Origin of the sequence: Nereida ignava (assembly GCF_001049735.1) — a bacterium.
Lineage (GTDB): Bacteria > Pseudomonadota > Alphaproteobacteria > Rhodobacterales > Rhodobacteraceae > Nereida > Nereida ignava.
In genome coordinates this window covers 56,443-80,004 of the sequence record NZ_CVPC01000022.1, presented here as the reverse complement: position 1 = coordinate 80,004, position 23,562 = coordinate 56,443, and the positions used below count along the sequence as shown (strand labels likewise).

General features: G+C 51.9%; 20 protein-coding genes. 13 read left to right on the top strand and 7 right to left on the bottom strand.

Going from position 1 to position 23,562, the window contains the following annotated elements; translation table 11 throughout:
• The 6 genes from NIG5292_RS12900 to NIG5292_RS12875 form a co-directional block, all read left to right on the top strand.
• Positions 1 to 341: cytochrome ubiquinol oxidase subunit I (locus tag NIG5292_RS12900; RefSeq protein ID WP_144412759.1), on the top strand; the 341-nt coding region annotated here is incomplete at its 5' end.
• A gap of 2 nt (positions 342 to 343) precedes the next feature.
• On the top strand, positions 344 to 1,354 hold the full coding sequence (locus tag NIG5292_RS12895; protein WP_048599952.1) for a cytochrome d ubiquinol oxidase subunit II: 1,011 nt from the start codon (positions 344 to 346) through the stop codon (positions 1,352 to 1,354).
• A 110-nt stretch (positions 1,355 to 1,464) separates the two neighbouring features.
• Positions 1,465 to 2,397, top strand: a complete 933-nt coding sequence (locus tag NIG5292_RS12890; protein ID WP_048599951.1) for a pirin family protein — start codon at positions 1,465 to 1,467, stop codon at positions 2,395 to 2,397.
• A 225-nt stretch (positions 2,398 to 2,622) separates the two neighbouring features.
• On the top strand, positions 2,623 to 3,546 hold the full coding sequence (locus tag NIG5292_RS12885; protein WP_048599950.1) for a sulfurtransferase: 924 nt from the start codon (positions 2,623 to 2,625) through the stop codon (positions 3,544 to 3,546).
• Between the two features lie 23 nt (positions 3,547 to 3,569).
• Positions 3,570 to 4,673 (top strand): YeeE/YedE family protein, encoded by a 1,104-nt coding sequence (locus NIG5292_RS12880; RefSeq protein WP_048599958.1) that lies wholly within the window; start codon positions 3,570 to 3,572, stop codon positions 4,671 to 4,673.
• 352 nt (positions 4,674 to 5,025) lie between these two features.
• A complete protein-coding gene (locus NIG5292_RS12875; RefSeq protein ID WP_370726552.1) occupies positions 5,026 to 7,476 on the top strand; it encodes a GcvT family protein in 2,451 nt (816 codons plus the stop codon).
• Here NIG5292_RS12875 and NIG5292_RS12870 read toward each other — a convergent pair.
• Positions 7,473 to 9,116 (bottom strand): sulfatase-like hydrolase/transferase, encoded by a 1,644-nt coding sequence (locus NIG5292_RS12870; protein ID WP_048599956.1) that lies wholly within the window; start codon positions 9,114 to 9,116, stop codon positions 7,473 to 7,475. The two genes, NIG5292_RS12875 and NIG5292_RS12870, sit on opposite strands and share 4 nt — an antisense overlap.
• Positions 9,117 to 9,385: 269 nt before the next feature.
• Here NIG5292_RS12870 and NIG5292_RS12865 point away from each other — a divergent pair, with 269 nt between their 5' ends.
• From NIG5292_RS12865 to NIG5292_RS12835, 7 genes are all read left to right on the top strand, one after another.
• On the top strand, positions 9,386 to 10,417 hold the full coding sequence (locus tag NIG5292_RS12865) for a LacI family DNA-binding transcriptional regulator (protein ID WP_048599949.1): 1,032 nt from the start codon (positions 9,386 to 9,388) through the stop codon (positions 10,415 to 10,417).
• A gap of 114 nt (positions 10,418 to 10,531) precedes the next feature.
• Entirely contained in the window at positions 10,532 to 11,824 is a 1,293-nt protein-coding gene (locus tag NIG5292_RS12860; protein WP_048599948.1) for an ABC transporter substrate-binding protein, read from the top strand.
• A 169-nt stretch (positions 11,825 to 11,993) separates the two neighbouring features.
• Positions 11,994 to 12,932: a carbohydrate ABC transporter permease gene (locus tag NIG5292_RS12855; protein ID WP_048599947.1), complete on the top strand. Its 939-nt coding sequence runs from the start codon at positions 11,994 to 11,996 to the stop codon at positions 12,930 to 12,932.
• A 5-nt stretch (positions 12,933 to 12,937) separates the two neighbouring features.
• Positions 12,938 to 13,771, top strand: a complete 834-nt coding sequence (locus tag NIG5292_RS12850; protein ID WP_048599946.1) for a carbohydrate ABC transporter permease — start codon at positions 12,938 to 12,940, stop codon at positions 13,769 to 13,771.
• A 21-nt stretch (positions 13,772 to 13,792) separates the two neighbouring features.
• Complete coding sequence (locus NIG5292_RS12845; RefSeq protein ID WP_048599945.1) at positions 13,793 to 14,797, top strand: ABC transporter ATP-binding protein; 1,005 nt, start codon at positions 13,793 to 13,795, stop codon at positions 14,795 to 14,797.
• Complete coding sequence (locus NIG5292_RS12840; RefSeq protein ID WP_048599944.1) at positions 14,797 to 15,567, top strand: L-iditol 2-dehydrogenase; 771 nt, start codon at positions 14,797 to 14,799, stop codon at positions 15,565 to 15,567. Before NIG5292_RS12845 ends, NIG5292_RS12840 begins: the two co-directional genes overlap by 1 nt.
• Positions 15,555 to 17,045 (top strand): mannitol dehydrogenase family protein, encoded by a 1,491-nt coding sequence (locus NIG5292_RS12835; protein WP_048599943.1) that lies wholly within the window; start codon positions 15,555 to 15,557, stop codon positions 17,043 to 17,045. The genes NIG5292_RS12840 and NIG5292_RS12835 overlap by 13 nt, the downstream gene beginning before the upstream one ends.
• A gap of 76 nt (positions 17,046 to 17,121) precedes the next feature.
• On the opposite strand, the gene idi is transcribed toward NIG5292_RS12835, so the two are convergent.
• The 6 genes from idi to NIG5292_RS12805 are packed head-to-tail and all read right to left on the bottom strand — an operon-like array spanning position 17,122 to position 23,312.
• Complete coding sequence (idi, locus tag NIG5292_RS12830) at positions 17,122 to 17,637, bottom strand: isopentenyl-diphosphate Delta-isomerase (RefSeq protein ID WP_177193442.1); 516 nt, start codon at positions 17,635 to 17,637, stop codon at positions 17,122 to 17,124.
• Positions 17,638 to 17,662: 25 nt separating this feature from the next.
• The gene (locus tag NIG5292_RS12825; protein ID WP_048599941.1) at positions 17,663 to 18,838 is read right to left on the bottom strand and encodes a geranylgeranyl diphosphate reductase; all 1,176 of its coding nucleotides are present in this window, start codon (positions 18,836 to 18,838) and stop codon (positions 17,663 to 17,665) included.
• A gap of 3 nt (positions 18,839 to 18,841) precedes the next feature.
• Positions 18,842 to 20,122, bottom strand: a complete 1,281-nt coding sequence (locus NIG5292_RS12820; protein ID WP_048599940.1) for a BCD family MFS transporter — start codon at positions 20,120 to 20,122, stop codon at positions 18,842 to 18,844.
• A complete protein-coding gene (chlG, locus tag NIG5292_RS12815) occupies positions 20,119 to 21,021 on the bottom strand; it encodes a chlorophyll synthase ChlG (protein ID WP_048599939.1) in 903 nt (300 codons plus the stop codon). Before chlG ends, NIG5292_RS12820 begins: the two co-directional genes overlap by 4 nt.
• A gap of 54 nt (positions 21,022 to 21,075) precedes the next feature.
• Positions 21,076 to 22,578, bottom strand: a complete 1,503-nt coding sequence (ppsR, locus tag NIG5292_RS12810; protein ID WP_306372345.1) for a transcriptional regulator PpsR — start codon at positions 22,576 to 22,578, stop codon at positions 21,076 to 21,078.
• On the bottom strand, positions 22,524 to 23,312 hold the full coding sequence (locus NIG5292_RS12805) for a cobalamin B12-binding domain-containing protein (RefSeq protein WP_048599938.1): 789 nt from the start codon (positions 23,310 to 23,312) through the stop codon (positions 22,524 to 22,526). The genes ppsR and NIG5292_RS12805 overlap by 55 nt, the downstream gene beginning before the upstream one ends.
• Between the last annotated feature and the right edge of the window lie 250 nt (positions 23,313 to 23,562).

Below are 23,562 nucleotides of genomic sequence, written 5' to 3'. Positions count from 1 at the left end.
GCGCCGAGGCGATGCCCAGGGCGGCTCTTTATGCTTTCTGTGCCATGAGCTTTAGCGGTTGGATCGCGACATTGGCCGGTTGGTACACTACTGAAATCGGGCGGCAGCCATGGCTTGTTCAAGGCGTGCTCACCACCAAAGATGCCGTCAGCGACGTACCAAGCGCAATGGTTCTGAGCACACTGATTGGGTATCTTGTGGTCTATGCGGTGCTAATCGTGGCTTATATTGGTGTCATCACGTATCTCGCGCGCAAGGCAACCCGTGGCGAGCCGTTCTCATCACGTACTTACCCGCGTCGTGGCGAAGCGGTAGCATCCAACCTGCAACCAGGAGAATAATGATGGATTATTTCGGTGATCCCGCAATCTGGCTGCCATGGACTTTTGCGGCCCTGATGGGTCTGTCCATTCTAATCTACGTGGTGTTGGATGGATTTGACCTTGGGGTTGGGCTGCTGATGCCCCTTTCCAATGACGATGAAAAAGACCGTCTGGTTGCCTCAATCGGCCCTTTTTGGGATGCCAATGAAACGTGGCTGGTACTTGCAGTCGGTCTTTTACTGGTGGCCTTCCCCACGGCCCACGGGACTATTTTGACCGCACTTTATCTGCCAGTTTTTGTGATGCTTATCGGGCTCATCTTGCGAGGCATTTCATTTGAAATGCGCGCCAAGGCACCCATTGCCCAGAAACCGATGTGGAACGGTGCTTTTTTTGCAGGCTCGCTTATGGCCTCACTCAGCCAAGGTTTTATGCTGGGAATGTATATTATGGGCCTAACCTGGACCCTACCCAATGTGATTTTCGCGCTTCTCACGGCGGTTTTCTTAACCGTTGGTTACAGCTTTATTGGTGCGGCGTGGCTTATCTCGAAAACGGATGGGCAATTACAGCGCCATGCGATCCGGTGGGCGAAGGGGGGCATTTGGGGCCTCATCCTTGGGATCGGTGCGATTTCATTGGCCACTCCTTTTATCAGCACCCGTATTTTCGATAAGTGGTTTAGTTGGCCGGAAGCACTTTATCTTGCGCCAATGCCAATCCTATCTGCAGCACTAGTCGTATTCTTGTGGTGGCAATTAGGGCGGATGCCCCTCACTAATGACAGATGGGCATGGACGCCGTTTGCCGCGGCGATCGGGTTGTTCACGCTGGCTTTTTCTGGGATGGCGTATTCATTCTACCCCTATGTAGTCCCAGAAAAGATCACGATTTACGAGGCCGCATCAGCACCTGAAAGCCTTTTCATTATTTTGATTGGAACGCTTTTCGTCGTGCCCGCGATCTTAGGATATACGGTCCTGTCGTATTACATTTTCCGCGGTAAAGCGACGGCGCTTCGATACGACTGATGCGTGTAAGCCTTCGCAAAAATGAACATAAGCTGTTCAGCGCTTTGTCTTCTAATTGAATCATCTAGAGCGTAGCATTTGCTCAAACGACGCTTAAATTGGAGCAAACCATGAGTTGGAACCCAAGTCTTGAACCACATTGTCCTGATGCAGGGTCGATGGACTCGATTGAAACGCTAATTGTTCCGCGTGCCCGTGATATTGGTGATTTTGAAGTTCGCCGTGCATTGCCTTCGGTTGAACGCAAGATGGTAGGCCCGTTTGTGTTCTTCGATCAGATGGGTCCCGCAGAATTTTTGACCGATCAAGGCATTGATGTACGACCGCACCCGCATATTGGTCTCGCAACAGTGACCTATTTATATCAAGGCGAATTTCAGCACCGTGACAGCCTTGGCACAAATCAAATGATTTACCCCGGTGAGGTGAATTGGATGATCGCGGGTAACGGGGTAACGCACTCCGAACGAACCAGCGCGCAGACAAGAGCAAGTGGTAGCAAATTATTTGGCATTCAGACTTGGGTTGCACTGCCTGAAGAGCACGAAGAAACAAACGCAGGCTTCGAACACCATAAAGAAGCCGCGCTACCTTTTCTGGAAGGCGAAGGTAAACAGGTCCGCTTGATCTTGGGCAATGCTTGGGGTGAACGCGCACCCACCAAAACATTCTCTGAGATGTTTTATGCAGACGTGGTGCTTGAAGGCGGTGCGATGCTTCCCCTGCCCGATGATCATGAGGACCGTGGGCTTTATGTAACCTCAGGATCAATTGAGGTGGCTGGGGATACTTTTGAAGCCGGTCAAATGATGGTGTTCCGCCCAGGTGACAAGATTACAGTAAAAGCCGGTTCTTCAGGCGCACGTCTAATGGCGTTGGGTGGTGAAACCCTCAATGGTCCCCGTCATATTTGGTGGAACTTTGTAGCGTCCTCGCGTGACAAGATTGAAGCCGCCAAAGTCGCTTGGGCAGCCGGTGATTGGGCGCATGGTCGGTTCCAATTACCACCCGACGATAATGATGAATTCATCCCCCTGCCCTAGTTTGCCACCTTGAGTGGATAAAGCAAAAATCGGCTAAGTAAGATCATTTGTCTCAATTGGTTGGGCATAAAGGTACGAATAATCTGAGCAGCTTACTTTAGTGCGACAATGTTCTACCATGATCGTATAAGCAGAATATTGTCCCGTAATACGGCTCCCTGCCCCCATTTACGAGAATTAAATTTTCGCTTAATGCCACTTTGAAACAAATTTAGGGACCGCGTTATGAGACTTATTCTTACCACACTTGTCGCAATCGTTGGTATTGCTACAGCGCCGCTCGCGGCAACATTTGGACCGCTTGTTGAGGCTGATGACCTTGCCAACGCGCTAGATACGAAACAACCCGTTCTTCTTGATATCCGCAACGACGGCTATGCGGACTCCCACGTGGACGGCGCACTTTGGGCACCTTATAAATTGTTCCGTGGCACCAAAGACAATCCCGGCGGCCTTATGGATTTGGCGGTTTTGGAAGAGCACCTTGAGAAGCTAGGCCTCGAGCAAGACGAGCCTATTATCATCATTTCAGAAGGTAACACTGATACAGATTTTGGTGCAGCAGCGCGTGTATATTGGACGCTTAAATCAACCGGCTTCACTGACCTAAGCATCCTGAACGGTGGTCGGATTGCATGGCGAGACGCAAACCTGCCCCTAAATAACACGCTTGAAACCGCAGTGCCAAGTCAGCTGGACCTTAAGTTTGATACCACTTGGCTGGCGGATACTCAGCACGTGTCTTCAGTGGTAAAAGGTGAAAACTCAGGTCTTTTGGTTGATGCACGGCTACCCGAGTTCTTTGCTGGAGACAAAGCACACGGTGCTGCCAAACGCCCAGGGACGTTGCCCGGCGCCGTTAACCAATCCTACGCAACATTTTTCGAAAATGGTGCCGCAGCCATCTCAACCCCGACAGATATCTCTGCTTTGAAAGCCTCGCTTGGCATTAAGGGTGACGAAGAGGTCATCTCGTTTTGCAACACTGGGCACTGGGCCGCGACACATTGGTTCGCTCTGTCCGAGCTTGCGAATGTTGAAAATGCAAAGCTCTACGCCGGATCGATGGTTGAGTATTCCAACGCAGACTTGCCGATGGAAAACACACCAGGCGTCTTTAAGAACCTGCTTCGTCAAATTGGGTTCTAGCTTTGTCTGATCTTGCGCAACCAATTGCGGGGGGCAACCCCCGCAAATTTTTCACGTCTGCGGCAGTTTTATTCTTTGCTGTATTCATATGCTTGTCTGTGTCTGCAATTGCCGGCCTTCGATATGGTTTAATGATTGCGATTGGCCTTGGATTTGGAGCCACTTTAGAAGCGCTGCGCTTTGGCTTTGCAGGGCCATGGCGGGCAATGATTTTGCGACGTGACCCTTCGGGTATCTGGGCTCAACTCCTTGCAATCGGAATTGTGGCGTTATTTGCGATACCACTCATCAATAGTAACTCTGATGAAGTTAACGCCGCTGCTGCACCCATAGGATACGCTATGGTTTTGGGCGCGTTTGTTTTTGGTGTCGCCATGCAAATTGTATTGGGATGTGGGTCTGGCACTTTGGTAAACGCTGGATCAGGCAATCTTGTTTCTCTGATAGCCCTGCCCTTTTTTGCCGTTGGCAGTTTTGCAGGGGCTTTTCACCTATCTTGGTGGACAGGTCTTGGCGCGCTTCCAGCACAAAATCTTACTGGTTGGGAAGGTACCTTCACTACCTTGCTCGTTTTGTCAGGCGTTGCTGCGTTTTTGTGGTGGAAGGCAGAGCCACAGCTACGCCGGCTTCCTAAGCGGTTGATACTAGCAGCAGTCCTAGTTGCTGTATTAGCGCTTCTTAACTTGATCGTATCAGGCCAGCCATGGGGCGTAGTTTATGGTCTGGGGCTTTGGGTCGCTAAGGGCGCGTATTTTTCAGGTGTAGACCTATCCGGATCAGTCTTTTGGACCGCCGCAGGATCGCTAGAACGCATCCAGGCAAGCGTACTGACAGATTATACATCACTCACAAATATCGGTTTGATCGCAGGTGCGTTCTTGTTGGCTTTTTGGCGAAAGGGCTTGTCACAACCACTCCCAAGAGTGCCAATGTCAGGCTGGGTCTACGCAGCAGCCGCAGGGTTTCTAATGGGATACGCTGCTAGATTGGCCTTTGGATGTAACGTTGGGGCGTTCTTTTCTGGCATATCCACCGGGAGTCTTCACGGGTGGGTCTGGTTCGCTTTCGCCTTTATGGGATCGTACTTGGGAATTTATTTGCGCCCACGATTAGGGCTGGAGGTATGACTTTGACGAGATATCTCACCGCTTCAATCGCGATAACGCTTGTCGCCAGCTTTCTGGTCTTTGACCTGATAATGATACCGCCGAACCCATACGTTGCGCCGAGTGCTATAAGCCTTGGATCAGGTGAGGTAGCCGTAGGCGGATTTTGCGGAGATTTGCCAGTTACTACGAACAAATGAAGACTTTGCATTTTTAAGAAAATGAGCAGAGTTCACAGTGGGCTAGGAAAACTATCTTTCCTCGTTGCCGCCACTAGAAATCATAAAGGTAGCATTCGATATTCCTAAAAGTCGGGGTTATCGCTTGACCGGTTTCATCGTTGTGCATTCATGAAGTTAACAGCACTTCAAATATGGATGGCAAACAGATGAGAGATCAGGCGCGCGTAGTGGTTATTGGTGGCGGTATTGCTGGATGTTCAGCGCTCTACCATCTTACGCAAGAGGGCTGGACCGATGTGATGCTGATTGAGCGTGACGAGCTGACATCTGGCACCACATGGCACTCAGCAGCGCAGGTTACCAACTTTGGCATGAGCCAAACGATGGTCGGCCTGAAAACACACTCGATCACTCTATACAAAGAGCTGCGCGACGACCCCGAATACCCCGTCGGCTATAATTATGGCGACGGGGGCATCCGCCTTGCCAACACGCAAGCACAAATGGATGGATACCGGCAGTTCACCTCAATGGCAGCGGGCATGGGTGTTGAATTTGAGGTGCTTGATGCTGCTGAATGTGCGCGGCGGCACCCACTTATTTCGACAGATAATCTGCTCGGTGGTCTATGGGATCCGACTGATGGCCATATTGACCCGGCACAGCTGTGCCAAGCACTGGCTCGTCGTGCGCGCCTTGCAGGCGCTGAAGTCAACCGCCACACGCCAGTCACGAGGCTCACTCAACATGCTGACAGCACATGGACGGTCCACACCGAGAAAGGTGACGTAAGGTGCGAAATCGTCGTGAACGCAGGCGGCTATAGGTGTAATGAAATCGGGGCGATGATGGGCGTCCAGCACCCGGTTGCATCAATGGAACATCAATATTTTCTGACAGAAGACATCCCTGCGATTGCTGAGGCAGGTCACCGGATGCCACTACTGCGCTGCCCGATCAGCGACTATTACTCGCGACAAGAAAAGGGTGGATTGCTGCTTGGGTTTTATGAACAGGACTGCCGGACTTGGGGCATGGACGGCATCGATCCCAAATTTACGAATGCGCTATGCCCAGATGATTTAGATCGCGTCACCGATGTCCTTGAAGGTGCGTTTGCGCGGATGCCAGTCTTGATGGAAACAGGCATTCGCGAAGTGGTAAACGGGCCCATTACCTACACCATTGATGGCGCGCCTCTTGTTGGCCCGATCCCCGGAAAACGAAACGCATTCTGCATCATTGGTCTGCGCGCAGGTTTGGGTGAAGGGGGCGGCCATGGCTGGCTGTTGGCGCAACAGATCGTCCACGGTGAGGCGCAATATGACACGTGGGTTATCGATCCGCGGCGCTTCACCGGTCACGCGACTGTCGAGTTAACGGCACTCAAAGCGATCGAGGATTATCAAAACGAATTCCGCTTCCATTTCCCGCACGAACACCGTCCCGCCGGACGCCCCATGAAAACAACACCACTCACTCAGGTCCTTATTTCCGAAGGGGCAGAAATGGGCACTGTCAACGGGTGGGAGCGGGTTGATTACATCAAGCCAACGCAAGATTTCAAAGAAACTCTTGGGTTCAAGTTTAACGAAGTCCACGATGTTGTGGCAAAAGAAGTCACTGCAATCTCAACGAACGTTGGGATGACAGAGGTTTCTGGGTTCAACCGCTTTGAATTGACGGGCACGGATGTCCACAGCTTTCTTGATCGTATGATGTGCGGCACTGTCACCAAGCGCGAGGGCCGTGTGGGTCTGGGCTATCTTCTAAACAATCATGGCCTGCTCAAAGCCGAAGCAACAATTGCGAATATCCCTGCGTCTGATCGTGGGCCAGCACGTGTTTGGTACGGTTCGGCTGCGGCCTCTGAATACCACGATATGGATTGGCTAAAGGCGCATATCAAAGCAGACGAAGACGTCAAAATTCGCTCACTTACAAACGCGCAAACGATCCTTGTGATTGCCGGTCCAAAAGCGCGCGATGTTTTGTCTATGACCGCACGAGAGGATTGGTCGCGTGAGGCATTCCCTTGGCTATCCGTGCGTGAAACTCACATCGGAATTGCACCCGCGACTGTGCTTGGCGTGAGTTTTTCAGGGGAGCTGGCCTATGAGATCCACGTTCCAAATGAAAGCTTACATGCGGCCTATGTTGCTCTGCGAAAGGCTGGTGAGGCGTATGGCATGACACTATTTGGATCACGGGCTGTGGAATCCATGCGAATGGAGAAAGGCTTTTTGCACTGGAAGTCCGATATTCTGACGGAATTTGATCCCTTTGAAACTGGGCTAGAGCGTTTTGTGCAGCTCAGCAAAGGTGACTTTATTGGTAAAGATGCGCTTGAAAAACGTATGGTCGCTGGCCAACAGCGTAAACTGGTGACGCTCGTAATTGACGCAAAGCACGCACCCGCACATGGAGGCGCATCTGTACGTTTAGATGGGCGGATTATCGGGACCGTAACATCCGGGGACTGGGGCCACCGCGTAGATAAAAACCTTGCCTTTGCATTTATAGAGCCTGAATTTTCTCCTGTAGGCACAACAATGACGGTGGATATCATCGGTGAAGCATTCGCAGCTGAAGTCATTGAAAGCGGGCCATACGATCCTGAGTACAGCCGCATTCGCAGCTAAGTTTTAGGTGTGAAATTTTGCCCAACGGGACCGCGGTAGGCTGTTGTCATTTCAGGATTTACTTCGGTGCCGTCCTTCAAGAATGGCAAAATTCCCTTGCGCAGTGACTTACCACGCATCGCAGCGATGTCGTCATCTGAACGCGTAACCCTTTGTGACATGCGTCGGCCCCACTTTGCCAAATAACCGTAAAGCCGATCGATTTCGGCCTGATGTGTTGACCCTTTTGCAAGGTCATACACCTCGTTTGGGTCAGTCTTCAAATCGAACAACATGGGGCGGAAACCCCCTTCCGCATGCATCATTTTGAAACGACCATCAAACACCATGAACAATCTCGCATCCCGCGGCGCAAGGCCCAACTTGACTGCCTGTGGTGTCGCGGAAAAATCATACTCGCTGATCGCGTAATCTCGAGTTTTCGTAGGCTGGCCATGCAGAAACGGTACAAGGCTTTGGCCTTCAAGGATGTGATCAGCGATTGTGCCACCAGCCACATCCACAAACGTAGGAACAAGATCGATAGCCTCAACGAGCGCATCGCACGTTGTGCCGCGCGTCGCATCTGCACTGCTTCGCGGATCAAAAATAATCATCGGCACTTTAACGGATGGCTCGTGAAAAAGATCTTTCTCGCCAAGCCAATGATCCCCAAGAAAATCACCATGATCTGACGTGAGAACGATCATGGTGTCATCCAACTTGCCTGTCATCTCAAGGTGATCGAGAAGACGACCCAAGTGATTATCACACTGCTTGATCAATCCCATGTACGCCGGCACCACTTTGGCGCGCACATCGTCATTTTGGAAAGCCGCTGCGATTTTGTTGCCCATATATGCATCATAAACTGGGTGTGCGTTTTCACGCTCAACAGGATCACGGTTTGGGGGCAAAACGTGCTCGGGCCCAAACATATCATGATAGGGTGCGGGCACAATATAGGGCCAATGGGGCTTGATATAGCTGACATGAGCGCACCAAGGCCCCTGAGCCGTATCGACAAATTTGATAGCCTCGGAGGTCAGCCACGCAGTCTCACTGTCTTCTTCGCGAATGTTTGCTGGCTTATCAGCGTTATCAAACATCCAGCCCGAGGCTTGCTCACCGTCTTGCAGACCCGCATTCGCATGAGCGGCCCACGAATTTTCTGCCTCATATCCTTTGGTCTTAAGGTACTCGTTGTAGGGCGAGCGTTGCTCGTCGTAAAACCCATCAGGACCTTGCGCCCAAAGCCCATCATCACGAATAACAACATCAAAGCCACATTCCGCTTGGCGGGCACCAATCACGCTATCAGCCGCGAGGCCCAAGCGCGCCATGCCTTCTGCATCTACGCGCATATGGGTTTTGCCGATCAGGTAACAATCCATCCCTGCTTTGCGCAAATGATCCCCCATCGTCATTTCCCCCACACGCAGCGGAAAACCATTCCATTGTGCCCCGTGGGATGACGTATAGCGGCCTGTGTAAAAGCTCATCCGACTGGCGCCGCAGATAGGTGATTGAACATAAGCGTTCGTAAACCGCACGCCCATTTGCGCAACCCGGTCAAAGTTAGGCGTAGGCAGGTATGGATGGCCAGCGCAACTCAAGTAATCGAAACGTAGCTGGTCATACATGATGAAAAGGATGTTCATTTCTTGGTGCTGCCCTGTCTTGTAGACTGTAATCTGCACAAAGGCTTAGCACGCCAAGACATGCTATTCACCACTGATAGTACATTTCTGGACTGATAGGATTATGCGGTTTGCGCCTAATCCGCACGACGTGATCCAATTCATTAAAGTTTAAGGTCGAAAGCCAGAATGCGACAAAGCAAAGGACATCTCCCCTTGACTAAGTATAGAATTGCCTCTTAGCTTACTATTGTTAGCGCGCGTTAATAATCACAATATCAGGTGATAAAATGGGACAGCCAAAAATTCGCAATATGGAAGAATTCGCAAACATAAGCGGAATTTCTCGGCCAACTGTCTCAAAATATTTCAACAACCCTGAAAGCGTGCGCACGTCGACCCGAGCAAAGATTGAAGCTGCACTTAAGCGGTACGATTATCAGCCTAACGTTTTTGCGATGAACCAAAACAGGCGTACAACAAAGAACATTGGTGTGGTCGTTCCAAACCTCGCCGACCCCTTCTTTTCTGAGATTGGGCGGCGTGTTGAATTGGCCTGTATTGACGCTGGCTACAGCCCCATCTTGCTAAGCTCGCACGGTAGCCCAGAGATGGAGCGGGACAATCTCACATCCTTACGCGCGCTCAAACCGGCTGGTGTCTTGCTCGCGCCGTTCGGACGCATGTCGGATGTTGAGGCCGTACAGACCTTTGACGCCGATTTCCCACTCGTACTGTTCGACGCAAATATGAGCAGTATCGGCCAAGCATTTGTTGGGACAGATAATGCCCAAAGCGTTGACTTAATGGTGGAATACCTTTGTCGTAGTGGCGAAGCGCCTTGTTTCTTTGAAATGAAATCACCAACAAACCCCAACGCCAACAAGCGCCGCCAGGCCTATATTGATAGTATGGAACGCCACGGCCATGTGCCGCGTATCTATCAAGCTGATGGTGAGGGCTGGAACTTTGAGGAAATTGGCAAGGTTGAAGGTGGACGCCTTCTGGCCGCTAAGTCCTTTGAGACCAAAACTATTCTTTGCAGTAATGATCGCCTTGCTATTGGGATGTTGTCGGCGGCCTATGACCTGGGTTTACGTGTAGGGCATGGTCCGGAGTGTGACTTGCGCATTGCAGGACATGACGATCACCCTTTCTCTAAATTCACCTGCCCGCCGCTCACCACGATTGCACAAGATTATGAGGCAATCGCGAATCGTGCGGTGCGTGAGTTGTTCAGCACGTTAGAGGCCGAAAATCAGACAAAAGATCGCTCTGAGACAACGTTTGACGGCCGCCTTGTTATGCGCGAATCCGCCTAAGTCCTTGATTGAACGCCCGCTTTAAATAAAATTTACGCGCGCTAATTTGTAATTGACTTCGCGTTGCCGCCTCACCTAGTATGGTTCTCACGACCCAAAGAGGAGGAAATTTGGATGTCTATAAAGAAAGCATTATACGCTGCTACAGCGATGTCGCTTTTCGCGGCTGGCGGCGCGATTGCAGACGGTCACGCAAAAGAATTGACGATTGCGATCGTGAACAACGGTCACATGATCAACATGCAGAAAGTTGCAGAGGCTTACACAGAAGAAACAGGCGTTAAGCTGAACTGGGTTTCTCTGGAGGAAGGCGTTCTGCGTGAGCAAGTAACGTCCGACACAGCAACCGGTGGCGGCCAATACGACGTCATCAACATCGGCATGCAAGAAGCACCAATCTGGGGCGCAGCAGGCTGGATTGAAGCTCTTGAATTCGGCGCCGAGTATGACGCAGATGACATCCTACCAGCAATCCGTGCAGGTCTGTCCCACGAAGGCACAATGTACGCAGCACCGTTCTACGGTGAGTCTTCCATGGTTATGTACCGTAAAGACCTCACAGACGCTGCTGGCGTAACAATCGCTGACAACGACAGCTGGGACAACGTGAAAGCAGCTGCTGCTGCGATGCACAACCCAGATGCTGGCGTTTACGGTGCATGCTTGCGCGGTAAGCCAGGTTGGGGTGACAACATGGCGTTCGTCACAACAATGGTTAACTCCTTCGGTGGTGCTTGGTTCGACGCAGACTTCAAACCAACAATCAACTCTGACGAGTGGAAAGCAGCGATCAACTTCTACGTAGATCTGCTTGGCAACTACGGCCCTCCCGGTTCTGAAGGTAACTCCTTCAACGAGATCTTGGCTTTGTATAACGAAGGCAAATGTGGCATGTGGATCGATGCGACAATCGCGGCATCTTTCCTCGAAGTTGACGGTGTAGCATACGCTCAGTCTCCAAACGCTGGTAACCCAGTGGGCGCGAACTGGCTGTGGGCATGGGCAATGGCTGTTCCAACAGGCACAGACAACACAGATGAAGCAAAAGCGTTCATCGAGTGGGCCACGTCTAAAGAGTACGTACAAGCCGTAGGTAACCACCCCGATTTCGGTTGGGCAAAAGTACCAACAGGCCAGCGTTCTTCTACATACGCTCTTCCTGAGTTCCAGGCAGTTGCTGGTTTCGCAGCAGCAGAGATGGCAGCAATCGAGTCCGCAGCTCCTGAAGCGACAGACCTGAAGCCATACGTTGGTGTTCAGTTCGCAGCGATCCCTGAGTTCCCAGAAGTAGGTTCTGCAGTTGCTCAAGAAATCGCCGCGGCATTGTCCGGTGCGAAGTCTGTAGACGAGGCTCTCGCGGCTTCACAGGCAGCAGCTGAATCAATCATGACTGAAGCAGGCTACTAAGTTCTGCTTTAGGTTTCGGAAGGCCCGGCTTTGGTCGGGCCTTCCACTTTAGACGAACAGTGGGCGTCGCGGCCCAGATCGACCGCCACACAACAGCATACCAATCACCATTCAGTTAAATTACTCTTAGAACATCGCGAGCAACGTGCTTCGCAGGAGATCTCTAGTCATGTCTAACAGAACGCTTCCACGCTTGCTTCAGTCTCCAGCAGTTGTCCTGCTGTTGATCTGGATGCTGGTGCCGCTTTCGATGACGCTTTATTTTTCGTTTATTCGCTATGTGCTGAATAACCTGCGCAAACCAGAGTGGATGACACCCGCCCTCAGTAACTGGCGTGGTTTTGGCAACTACGAGTTTGTTCTGAAGTCCAAAGATTTTATTTTTGCTATCCAGAACAGCCTTCTGATTGTTTGCAGCATTCTCTTCCTGACCGTGATCCTTGGCGTTCTGATCGCCGTGTTGATCAACAAGTCATTCCCTGGACAAGGCATCGTTCGCGTTCTCTTGATCTCTCCTTTTTTCGTCATGCCAGCGGTAAACGCAGTTTTGTGGATCAACATGATCCTTGACCCAGTTCTCGGCCTACAGGGCATCGCGGTCGGCAGTATTAACGACCTCGTAGATGGGCTGAGGGCCGCGCCCGGTGTTGGCTGGTTCTTCTCGCTTTGGCCCGAACTGACCCCGATTTCATTCCGCGCAACGCAAACCTCTGCTTATGCGGTGATCATCATGGTCACATGGCAGTGGACCCCTTTTGCAATCCTGATCTTCATGACGTCCTTACAGTCCGAGGATCAGCAACAAAAAGAAGCTGCCATCCTTGATGGGGCAAGCACATGGTCGCAGTTCCGCTTTTTGACGCTACCCCATCTGGGTCGTCCCATTGCGATTGTGGTGATGATCCAAGCGATTTTCCACCTCTCGCTTTATGCGGAGATCGAAATCGTAAGTCGTGGCAACGGCAATAAAAACCTGCCTTATTTAATTGGTGAATTTGCCAACAACAACATCGGTGCAGCTTCCGCGACAGGAATCTTTGCCGTCATCCTAGCCAACATCGTCGCAATTTTCTTACTGCGCATTGTTGGCAAGACATTGATGGAGTAACGGACATGGCGATTGTTGCACAATCTTCGAAATACGGACAATTCAGCCGCACCCTTTTGGCCTGGATTGTTGGATTATTGTTTTTCTTCCCCATCTTCTGGCTTGTTCTCACAAGCTTTAAGACGGATGCGGATGCCGTGAAGCCGGAATTCTTGTTCTTCTTCACACCAACGCTAGAGAATTACACCAATATGACCGATAATTATGACTATTGGCGCTTTGCGACCAACTCAGTCATCACTTCGGTGTTCGCGACGATCTTCGCGCTCGCGGTTGGTATTCCGTGCGCCTACTCCATGGCGTTCAACCCGACGCGTGCGACCAAAGATGTGCTGATGTGGATGCTCTCAACCAAGATGCTTCCTGCGGCGGCGGTCCTTTATCCGATGACCTTCCTGACCAAAAGTCTGGGACTGTTTGATACGCACTTCATGGTCATTCTGGTTCTGTGCCTAATTAACCTGCCAATCGTGATCTGGATGCTCTTCACCTACTTCAAAGAGATCCCAAAAGAGATCATCGAAGCGGGCCAAATGGACGGCGTGAACACATGGGGAGAGATCAAAGAGATCCTCATCCCACTCGCATGGGGCGGCATCGCATCAACAGCATTGCTCTGCTTTATCTTTTGCTGGAACGAAGCGTATTGGACAGTTCGCTTAACGACCACTGACGCCGCGACCCTGTCAAAACTCATTGAAGGGAACCGCGCACCGGAGGGTCTTTTCTTTGGACGTCTCTCCGCTGTCTCCGCAGCTGCTGTTGGCCCAATCATTGTCTTGGGCTGGTTCTGTCAAAAACAATTGGTCCAAGGCCTCAGCTTTGGCGCCGTCAAGTAATACCGGGAATAGGATAATATCATGGGACGTATAGTACTTGAACAAGTGACCAAGAGCTTTGGCGAAACACAAGTCATCCCTCCATTGGATCTCACCATTGAAGACGGTGAATTTGCAGTCTTCGTTGGGCCATCAGGCTGCGGAAAATCAACTCTGCTGCGCTTGATCGCAGGGCTTGAGGACACAACATCCGGCAAGGTTTTGATCGACGACGAAGACATGACCTCAGTTTCGCCTTCCAAACGCGGCTTGGCGATGGTGTTTCAGTCCTACGCGCTCTACCCGCACATGACAGTGCGTAAGAACATCGCCTTTCCGATGCGAATGGCAGGCATGAGCGAAGAAGAGCAGAACAAGCGTATTGAAGCGGCAGCTGCTTCTTTGAACCTCACTGATTATCTGGACCGCAAGCCGGGCCAATTATCTGGCGGTCAGCGTCAGCGTGTGGCCATTGGCCGTGCAATTGTACGGGATCCGTCTGCGTTCCTCTTTGACGAGCCGCTCTCAAACCTTGACGCTGCATTGCGCGTTGGGATGCGTCTTGAGATCACAGAGATGCATGAGCGTATGCAGACAACGATGATCTACGTGACACATGACCAAGTCGAAGCGATGACGATGGCCAATAAAATCGTCGTGCTGCAAGCGGGCGTAATCGAGCAAGTCGGCTCGCCACTGGAACTATATCACAAGCCGCGCAATAAGTTTGTCGCTGGGTTCATTGGCAGCCCAAAGATGAATCTGATCGAAGGTGCAGAAGCTAATAAGCATGGCGCAGAAACGATCGGCATTCGTCCAGAGCATGTGACTGCCTCCAAAACCAGTGGCCTTTGGCAGGGCACTGTTGGCGTGGCCGAGCATCTGGGCTCTGATACCTTCGTGCACGTTCACGGCATCGAAGGTTGTGACCCAATGACAGTGCGCGCAGCAGGGGATGCTACGTTCAAGCATGGTGAAGAGATTTTCCTCACACCAGACGAAACGCAGCTTCACAAGTTCGACACAGCTGGATTGCGGATCGAGTAATGCAACTGGCTGGCAAGACAGCACTGATCACAGGAGCCGCCCGAGGTATCGGGCGGGCTTTTGCTGAGGCGTACATCGCAGAAGGCGCCCGCGTGGCGATTGCAGATATTGACGCCACACGTGCTGCAACAACTGCTGGTGAGATAGGTGATCGTGCTATTGCCGTGCATGTTGATGTCACCGATCCGGCAAGCATTGACACCGCAGTTGCCACTACAATTGAGCAGTTCGGTCACATCGATATTCTGATCAACAATGCGGCGGTGTTTACGGCCGCACCCATCGTTGAAATTGAGCACGCGGATTATCAACGCGTGTTTGACATCAACGTATCGGGCACGCTGTTCACGATGCAAGCTGTGGCACGCCACATGATAGAACGTGGCCAAGGTGGTAAGATCATCAACATGGCCTCGCAAGCTGGTCGTCGCGGTGAACCGCTCGTAGCTGTCTATTGTGCGACCAAGGCAGCAGTAATCAGCCTGACCCAATCCGCCGGCCTCGATTTGATCAAACATGGGATCAACGTAAACGCGATTTCACCCGGCGTGGTCGACGGTGAGCATTGGGACGGCGTGGATGCGTTCTTTGCCAAGCATGAAAACAAAGCACCGGGACAGAAGAAAAAAGAGGTTGGCGCCGCTGTTCCCTATGGCCGCATGGGCACAGCCCAAGACCTCACTGGCATGGCCGTCTTTCTGGCCAGCGATGCGGCGAATTACATCGTCGCGCAAACATACAATGTGGATGGTGGACAATGGATGAGCTGATCTCCCTTTCTAATACGACTTTGAATCAACTGAGCGTTGAACACCCGCAATACGATCGCACCGCCCTCACCCCTGGCATCGCGCATATTGGCGTTGGTAACTTTCACCGTGCGCATCAGGCGTGGTATTTGCATCGCTTGATGCAAGCAGGAGAGGCGCACGATTGGGCCATTATTGGTGCAGGCGTGCGGCCCTATGATGCGGCAATGCGTGAAAAACTGTTGGCGCAGGATTGCCTAACAACGTTGGTTGAATTGGACCCAGAAAACGTTTCTGCAGAAGTCGTTGGCTCCATGATTGATTACCTGCCTATCGAGGAAGGAAATGCGCCCCTCATCGCGCAAATGGCTGACCCTGCTATTCGTATTGTTGCAATGACAGTCACTGAAAGCGGCTATTACATCGACCCCGTAACTAAGGGTTTTGATGCAGCGCATCCGGATTTGCTGCACGATGCCGCCCACCCCGACACGCCGCGCACCGCCTTCGGCGCACTTGTTGCAGCCCTCAAGCTACGCCGTGCGGCGGGTCACGCGCCTTTCACAGGATTGAGCTGCGACAACTTACAAGGCAACGGTGATATCTTGCGCCAGACTGTCGTGTCGTTGGCGCGTCTTTCTGATCCAGAGCTTGCGGATTGGATTGATGCCAATGCGACTTTTCCAAACTCTATGGTCGATTGTATCGCGCCCGTAACGGGTCCAAAAGAACTTGCCCTTGCGCATGATTTCGGGATCAAAGACCCCGCTTTAGTTACGCACGAGGCATTTCGCCAATGGGTGATTGAAGACAAGTTCTGCGCAGGTCGCCCCGCTTGGGACACGGTTGGAGTAACTTTTTCCGATGATGTCCATGCGTTCGAAACCATGAAAATTCGCATCCTTAATGCCGGCCATCAGGTCATCGCGAACGTTGGAGAAACGCTCAGTATCGAAACGATTGCGGGTTGCATGGCGCATCCTGCGATCCGTAATTTCTTTGGCAAGGTTGAGCGCAACGAGATTGCGCCAACCGTGGCACCTGTTCCCGGCAAGACACCCGCGGCTTATGTTGATTTGATCGAAGCGCGTTTCTCAAACCCGCGCATTGTTGACACAACCCGCCGGGTTGCCTTTGACGGGTCTGCGCGCCACACGGGTTTCGTGTTACCTATCTTGCGTGATCAACTCGCAGCAGGTCGATCTGTGAGCGGCCTTGCATTGGTCGAAGCTCTTTGGGCGCGGATGTGCGCCGGTACACGCGAAGACGGCTCGGTCATTGAAGCGAACGATCCAATTTGGGCTGAGCTAAATGCCGCCGCATTGGAAGCGAAAGAACAACCTACCGCATGGCTGGACCAGAGCAATATCTACGGTGATTTGCGCGATGCAGAGCTATTTCGTGACGCTTTTTGCCGTTGGTTGACGATGATTTGGGATCAAGGATGCATTCCGGCAATGAATGAATACATAGCCTTTGATCGCCAAAAATCAGCGTGATCCGCTAACCCAGCTGTACTCATCAGTCAGAAAAGACCGTCACGTCGAGCGAAGACATGCTAGACGTGGCGGCCGCTCAGCCGAATATTTGTTGGCGGAACTGATCCATGTAAATTTTGACCCAAGGCGTAAATTGAGCCGGATCAGTGTCGATCGCTTGGTCGATTTCAGCAAAAGACATCCAGCGGCAGTCCATAACTTCAGCTGGATTAGGGTCTACACCCAAGCTTTCATCCACATGACCCACAAAAACGTCAACGACCTCGTGCTCGATCAAGCCTTGGAAAACATCCGCGCGGTATTCAACCGTGTCCGCAAACACAGGCTTAACACCAACAATACCAAGTTCTTCGGCCAAACGGCGTTCAGCACATACCCCTGCATCTTCGTCCCAGTCAGGATGCGTACAACAGGTGTTCGCCCACAGACCCGGTGTATGATATTTGCACATGGCGCGCTGCTGCAGCAGGACTTTATCGCCCGCAAGTAAGAAGACAGATACAGCCTTATGACGCAGGCCACGCTGATGCACCTCGAGTTTCTCGACCGGCGTCAGAACACCATCAACCCACGCAGGGATCATCACGTCCAAAGCTATATCCTTCATCTGCGCACCCTTACGTTCGAAGCGGGTTCACAAGCCCCATCAGATGCGCGACGTTCTTAATACCGATCTTGATGTGCGCCAAGGGCCGTTTCGCCACGAGTTTTTTATGCATATACGCTTCGAATGTGAGGCGTTGCACATCGATATCATGGCACAGGCTGACAAAGCGTTCGCGGCGCTCGTCACTTTTATAATACGCGTCCTGCATGGCGCCCAAAATCTTGAACACGCCTTTATGTTCGCGCATGAATAGTTTGCGTGCCAACTGCAGATCTTTCACACGACCAGACGTAAGGCACGCCGTCGCCGCAGTCGCAGCCGCACGACCGCCGGCCATCGCATAGAAAATTCCTTCCCCAGATGAGGGGGCAACAACACCAGCCGCGTCGCCCGCAAGGACAACATCTTTACCGTTATCCCATCGACTTAGCGGCTTAAGCGGAATGGGCGCACCTTCTTTACGCAGGGTTTTGCAATCACTCAAACCTGACGCCATTCGCAGATCTGCAGTTGCTTGCTTGAGGTCGACGCCTTCAATGCCAGTCCCCATGCCAACGCTTGCAGAGGTACCATGAGGGAAAACCCAACCGTAAAAGTCCGGCGAGATTTTACCGTCATAAATCACATCACAACGCAGCGGGTCGTAAGCTTCGCTTGGCGTCGGCGCCTCAATAATCTCATGATACGCGATGACGTACGGAATGGTATCACCGCCGGGAACCTCAGCACGGGCAACGTCTGAGCGTGCGCCATCGGCCCCGATGATCAACTTTGTTTCAAGCGCCATTTCTTCACGCGTTTCTTTATCGCGGTAGATCACTTTTGTGCCGTCACCGCGTTCAATGCGCAAAAATGTACCCGTAAAGCGCGCAACCCCTGCATCAGCCGCACGGCATCTCAAAAATTCGTCAAAGTCTTTGCGGTCAACCATTCCGACGTAACCATTTTCAATCGGAATATCTACTTTCCGGCCTGTGGGACTGATCATCCGCGCCGTTGTGATCTTCGCCACGAGCTGTTCATCGGGGATACAGAATTCAGTAATTGCAACTGGTGGGATTGCCCCCCCACAAGGCTTAATCCGCCCTGCCCGATCAAGCATTGCCACGGACTTTCCCGAGCGTGCCAAGTCTTCGGCAGCCGTCGCACCAGAGGGTCCACCCCCCACAACAACAACATCATACATTAGTTATTCTCCTGCGATCAGCCGCGCGTCTGGCGCACGGTTTTCCATGGTGCGGCTAGCCATAAGCGCCGCGGCTAAAAAGAGAGATGCTTCGAGCAAAAAGACAGCGCCAAATGCCGTCGCGTCAGGCAAAGGGCCGCGCATAAGATCGACAGCCGCGGCACCAAGAAGGCCACCGAAACCTGCAGCAATCGCTTGGGCAGCGCCCCAAAGACCCATTCGGGTCCCCTCACGGGTCTCACGACCGTCACCCGCCAGTGCCATCATCGAGCCAATTGCCGCAACAGCGAACATGCCGTTAAAAAAGCCCAAACCCACAACGAACGGCGTCAGCGGGATATGACCCAGTTGACCGATGATCGTGATAAAAATCAGTGTCAGAGCAGAGCCAAGACAGCCCGCGACAACCCAATGGCGTAACTGTCCAATACGAAGGCCCGTGGCAGCAATCCCCACTGTGAGCATGCCAATGAACACGCCGCCGTTTTGCGCACCCGACAGGGAGGTCGATTGACCAGGCGTGAATCCAAAAACAAGGCCGGCGTAAGGCTCAAGAATGAGTTCCTGCATGAAATACGCGGTCATCGAAAGGAAAACGAAAATGGTGAATATGCGTGCTTTAGGTTCGGACCATACTTCGCGAAGCCCTTCGGCAAACCCCATTGGATCGGCAGTCGAAACCTCTGAGGTAATGCCTCTTTCAATACCTAGTGTAGCCAGCATTGTAACGACAACTGCAGATACACATACGATAGCGACAATCTTCAACAGAAGTTCGGGTGAATATGGATCTAGGAACGCACCAACAGTACCAGCGGTCACTGCGATACCGAAAATCATCATTAGCCATGTTATTGTAGCAGCTGCTGCGCGCCGATGTGGGGCCGTTGATTTGGCAAGCAACGCAAGAAGTGACGTACCAGAGGCGCCTACCCCAAGCCCGATAAGCGCGTAACTGACTATAGAAAGCAACAGGCCCGAAATCCAAACAGTTTGCAAAAGAACAACCCCAAGGGCTGCACCAAATCCGCCAAGCGCCAATGCAATCATACCCAGAACGATCCAGCGCGTCCGATTGCCCCCTTGGTCACTTATGAACCCCCAATTAGGGCGCGTCATTTGAATGCCGTAATGCAATGCAACAAGAAGTCCTGGCAGGACTGCAGGCAATGCCAGTTCAATCACCATCAAGCGGTTTAGGGTCGAAGTTGTGAGGACAACAATCGCACCCAAGCATGTCTGGACCAGACCTAGCCGCACAATTGAGAGCCAACCAAGCGTCATAGGCCAACCGTCCGTACCGCAAACGCAGCGATCATCATGCCGCTGACATAAAGAGTGACACCCGTGCCATTATACCACGGCGCGTTACCCTTTGGGTCGTTCAGCAGAACGCGCATTGCCCAAATTTGAAACGCAAGAACACCTGCCACAGCAAGCCCGTGAAGCGGGCGGTCCCATGTAAACAAAAGAGCAACAACAATGACCTGTGGAACCGCCATAACCCAACAGGCAAGTTTCGCTGCGCGCGCTGGACCCATCGTAACAGGTAAAGAGTTCACGCCCATAACGCGGTCGCCTTCAAGGGCCTTAAAATCGTTTAATGTCATGATGCCATGCGCGCCAACAGCGTAAAGCAATGCAAGCAGGCAGACTTGCAAGGACGGCGCCGTAGCGCTAAGAACTGCTGCACCCGTAAACCATGGCAATCCTTCATAGGATAACCCAACAAGCCCAGGCCCCCACCATCCAGATCGCTTCAGGCGGACCGGCTCAGCAGAGTAGGCCCAAGCAGCAAGCACCCCAACAATTGTCGCGCCAAAACCCCAAGGACCAAGCTGATATCCGACAGCAAGTGACAGCACGGACATACCCAGAGCAATCCAAAGCCCCCAACGCCCAGGAATACGCCCCGAAGGAATGGGGCGATCAGGCTCGTTGATTGCATCTACATGACGGTCGCACCAATCATTAGCTGCTTGGGACATGCCGCACACGATGGGGCCAGCGAGTAAAACGCCCAAGATAACCAGCCACCATTGGCCGGTTGGAGAGACACCTGCACTGACGATACCGCAAAGATATGCCCACATAGGTGGGAACCACGTGATCGGCTTGATCAGGCGGAGCATTGCACGGGGTTCGGGCAAAGTGCGGGAATGGCTAATTTCGCTGACACTCATGTGTCAACTAAACATTACATTTTATGATTCAGCAAGTGTAAAGGCTGATTGACGCTACTCGTCAGTGCTTTTTGCCAAAAGGCCAAACTTACGCAGCTTCACATAAAGCGACTGGCGCGACAGGCCCAGCATCTCTGCAGCTGCGACGCGGTTATTACCCGTCAACTCAACAGCCGTTTCGATGCACATTTTTTCAACAACATCAGTCGTGTCTGCAACGATATCTTTGAGAGTTGCGTTACCAACCAGCTCCATCACAGACTGAGCAGCATCATCACTTACAGGACCAGCAGTCGGTCGGCCAAGCTCAGCACGGCTCGTATCACGGATGACAAAAACAAAACTTGAGTTGGTAGTATCCGCCAAATAGGTCGCAGAAATTTCAACAGCACGGCTACCGTCATAATCGCCAACCAATTTAGTCGCGTACATCCGCATTTGACCAGTACGCGCAGCGTTCTCGAGCAGCACCTTTTGATCAACGCCCCCACGAACCAAGAAATCGCTAATCTGGCGCCCCTTCACATTCGTAATATGACCCGCATCCGCAAGAGTGAGGAAGCTATCGTTGGCGGAGCGAATAACACCTGACGCATCCGTAAAGACAATTGCATCAACGCCCTCCTCATAAAAGGACTGCAAATCTTCAACAAAAGCATCGCCGATACGGCTGCCTGCATCTGTATTTTCCAAACGACACAACAAAAGCTTCTCACCTGCCGCGCGGAATAGGCTCGGCTGAACAGAAAGTGTAAGCTTAGACGCCCGCACCATAAGTTCCATCGGAGCAAAACTGTCCGAAATAGCAAGGTTATGCAGCGTTTCGAGTAGCTCGCCTTTGCGACGGCCATCAAAAATTTGAGCAACAGCACCACCCATCAAATCGTCACGTGACGCACCCAATAGCTTTGCCGCATTACGGTTCAGATCTGTAATCCGACCAGAGGTCGCGTTAATGAAGACCAATGCATCTGTGCTCGCCTCCATTAGAACGCGGTAGCGCGTATCAAAATCACGGCGCTGCTCATAATCTTGTTCGAGAGCAATTTGCGTTTTCACCAGCTGCTGCTGCATTTCCGCAATTGGACGCAAGTCACGGCCAAGGATCAACAAGCTGCCATCAGGCCCGAGCCTGTGGAACGTGTATTGGATGGGAAACTGTACTGATGCTTCAACGTGGTTCAGCTCAATCGGACGCTCGCAATCGGTGCCAGCAAGAAATAGTTCAAGCTTTGTATCAAGTTTGTCGACACTTTCAGATGTCAGCACATCACGGATATTACGCCCCTGCCAACGATGCACCGCGCCAAAGTCTACACCTGTTTTCTTGCTCATGACAGAGAGGACCTCACCATGCAGCGAGATCACAAATGCCAAATCAGACGTTGCAGCAATAAGTTTGCCCAAAATATCCGGGCTCACCAACGGCATTGAACTTCCCGCCCAATACTCTTGTCCACGCGAGGTCATGTGCGCGCCTTCAAAATCATATGCATTCTGCTTCAGACTTTCTTTCTCGGGCGTGGCGCGCCTTGGTTTGAAACTATCAGACCGCATTTTTGTAATGCTCTTTTCGGATCTGATTCCACATGATCTGCTCCAGTAAGTGCCTTAATATCTAGCTTCTGACTTAGGAGCGAGCCGCCTACAATAATTGGCACGTGCTGCTTAGCCGTTTTACGTATATTTAAGATACATTCACGAATATGTTCAAGTCTTTCACCATCAGATGCGGATATCATAATTGCATCATATGACGATTTAGACACCTCTTCTGCGACCACCTTCACAGGCTTATCCATCAACAGTCGGCACGAAACGCCAGACCGGCGCAATTGCGCGGCAGCAACTCCTGCACCCAGAGTGTGATAATCACGCTCCAAAACGACCATCAGAACGCTTGGTCCAGTGACGACTTTGTTGGCGTTCGCCTGTGCGGCTGCCGGCATCAAATCGCGCAGCATACCCTGAAGACGTGCAACCGCGATGGTAACATCCGCAAAGCTTGCCTCGTCTTTGCACCACTGATCGCCCATCACTCGAGCAGCTTCCGGAATGTAGACGTCACAGATTTCTTCGTCTGTCAGCCCAAGCATCTTGACTTCAGCGCGCCAAACATCACGGGCACTCGGGTCATAATCGCGAATAGCACTGCACAGTGAAAACAAAACATCGGGCCGCGCATCGCTCAAGGCATTTGCGCGCTCGTCCGCGAGCGTCATCAAAACCCGTTCGGCGAGACTATCAACTTTCGGGGCGTGGCGGCGCTGGCTGATCTTTCGATCCGACATTTTAGCTCCTAATGACCCCAAAGGCGGGGCCGGTTCAACGACTCAAACTAGCCGCTTGGTCGAATACTAACACATGTAATCTAAATTCTATACCCATTGTCAAAATAATTAGACACCACAGGGTATTCCTGAAGCCCTAACACCAAATTTGGCGCAGAATGCAAAGCCCAACTTACAAATGCCCCTTTTGCCATATGTCAACTTTTGGGTGTAAGTTTTAGTTGACACATTGCCCGTTTCAGACCACCCT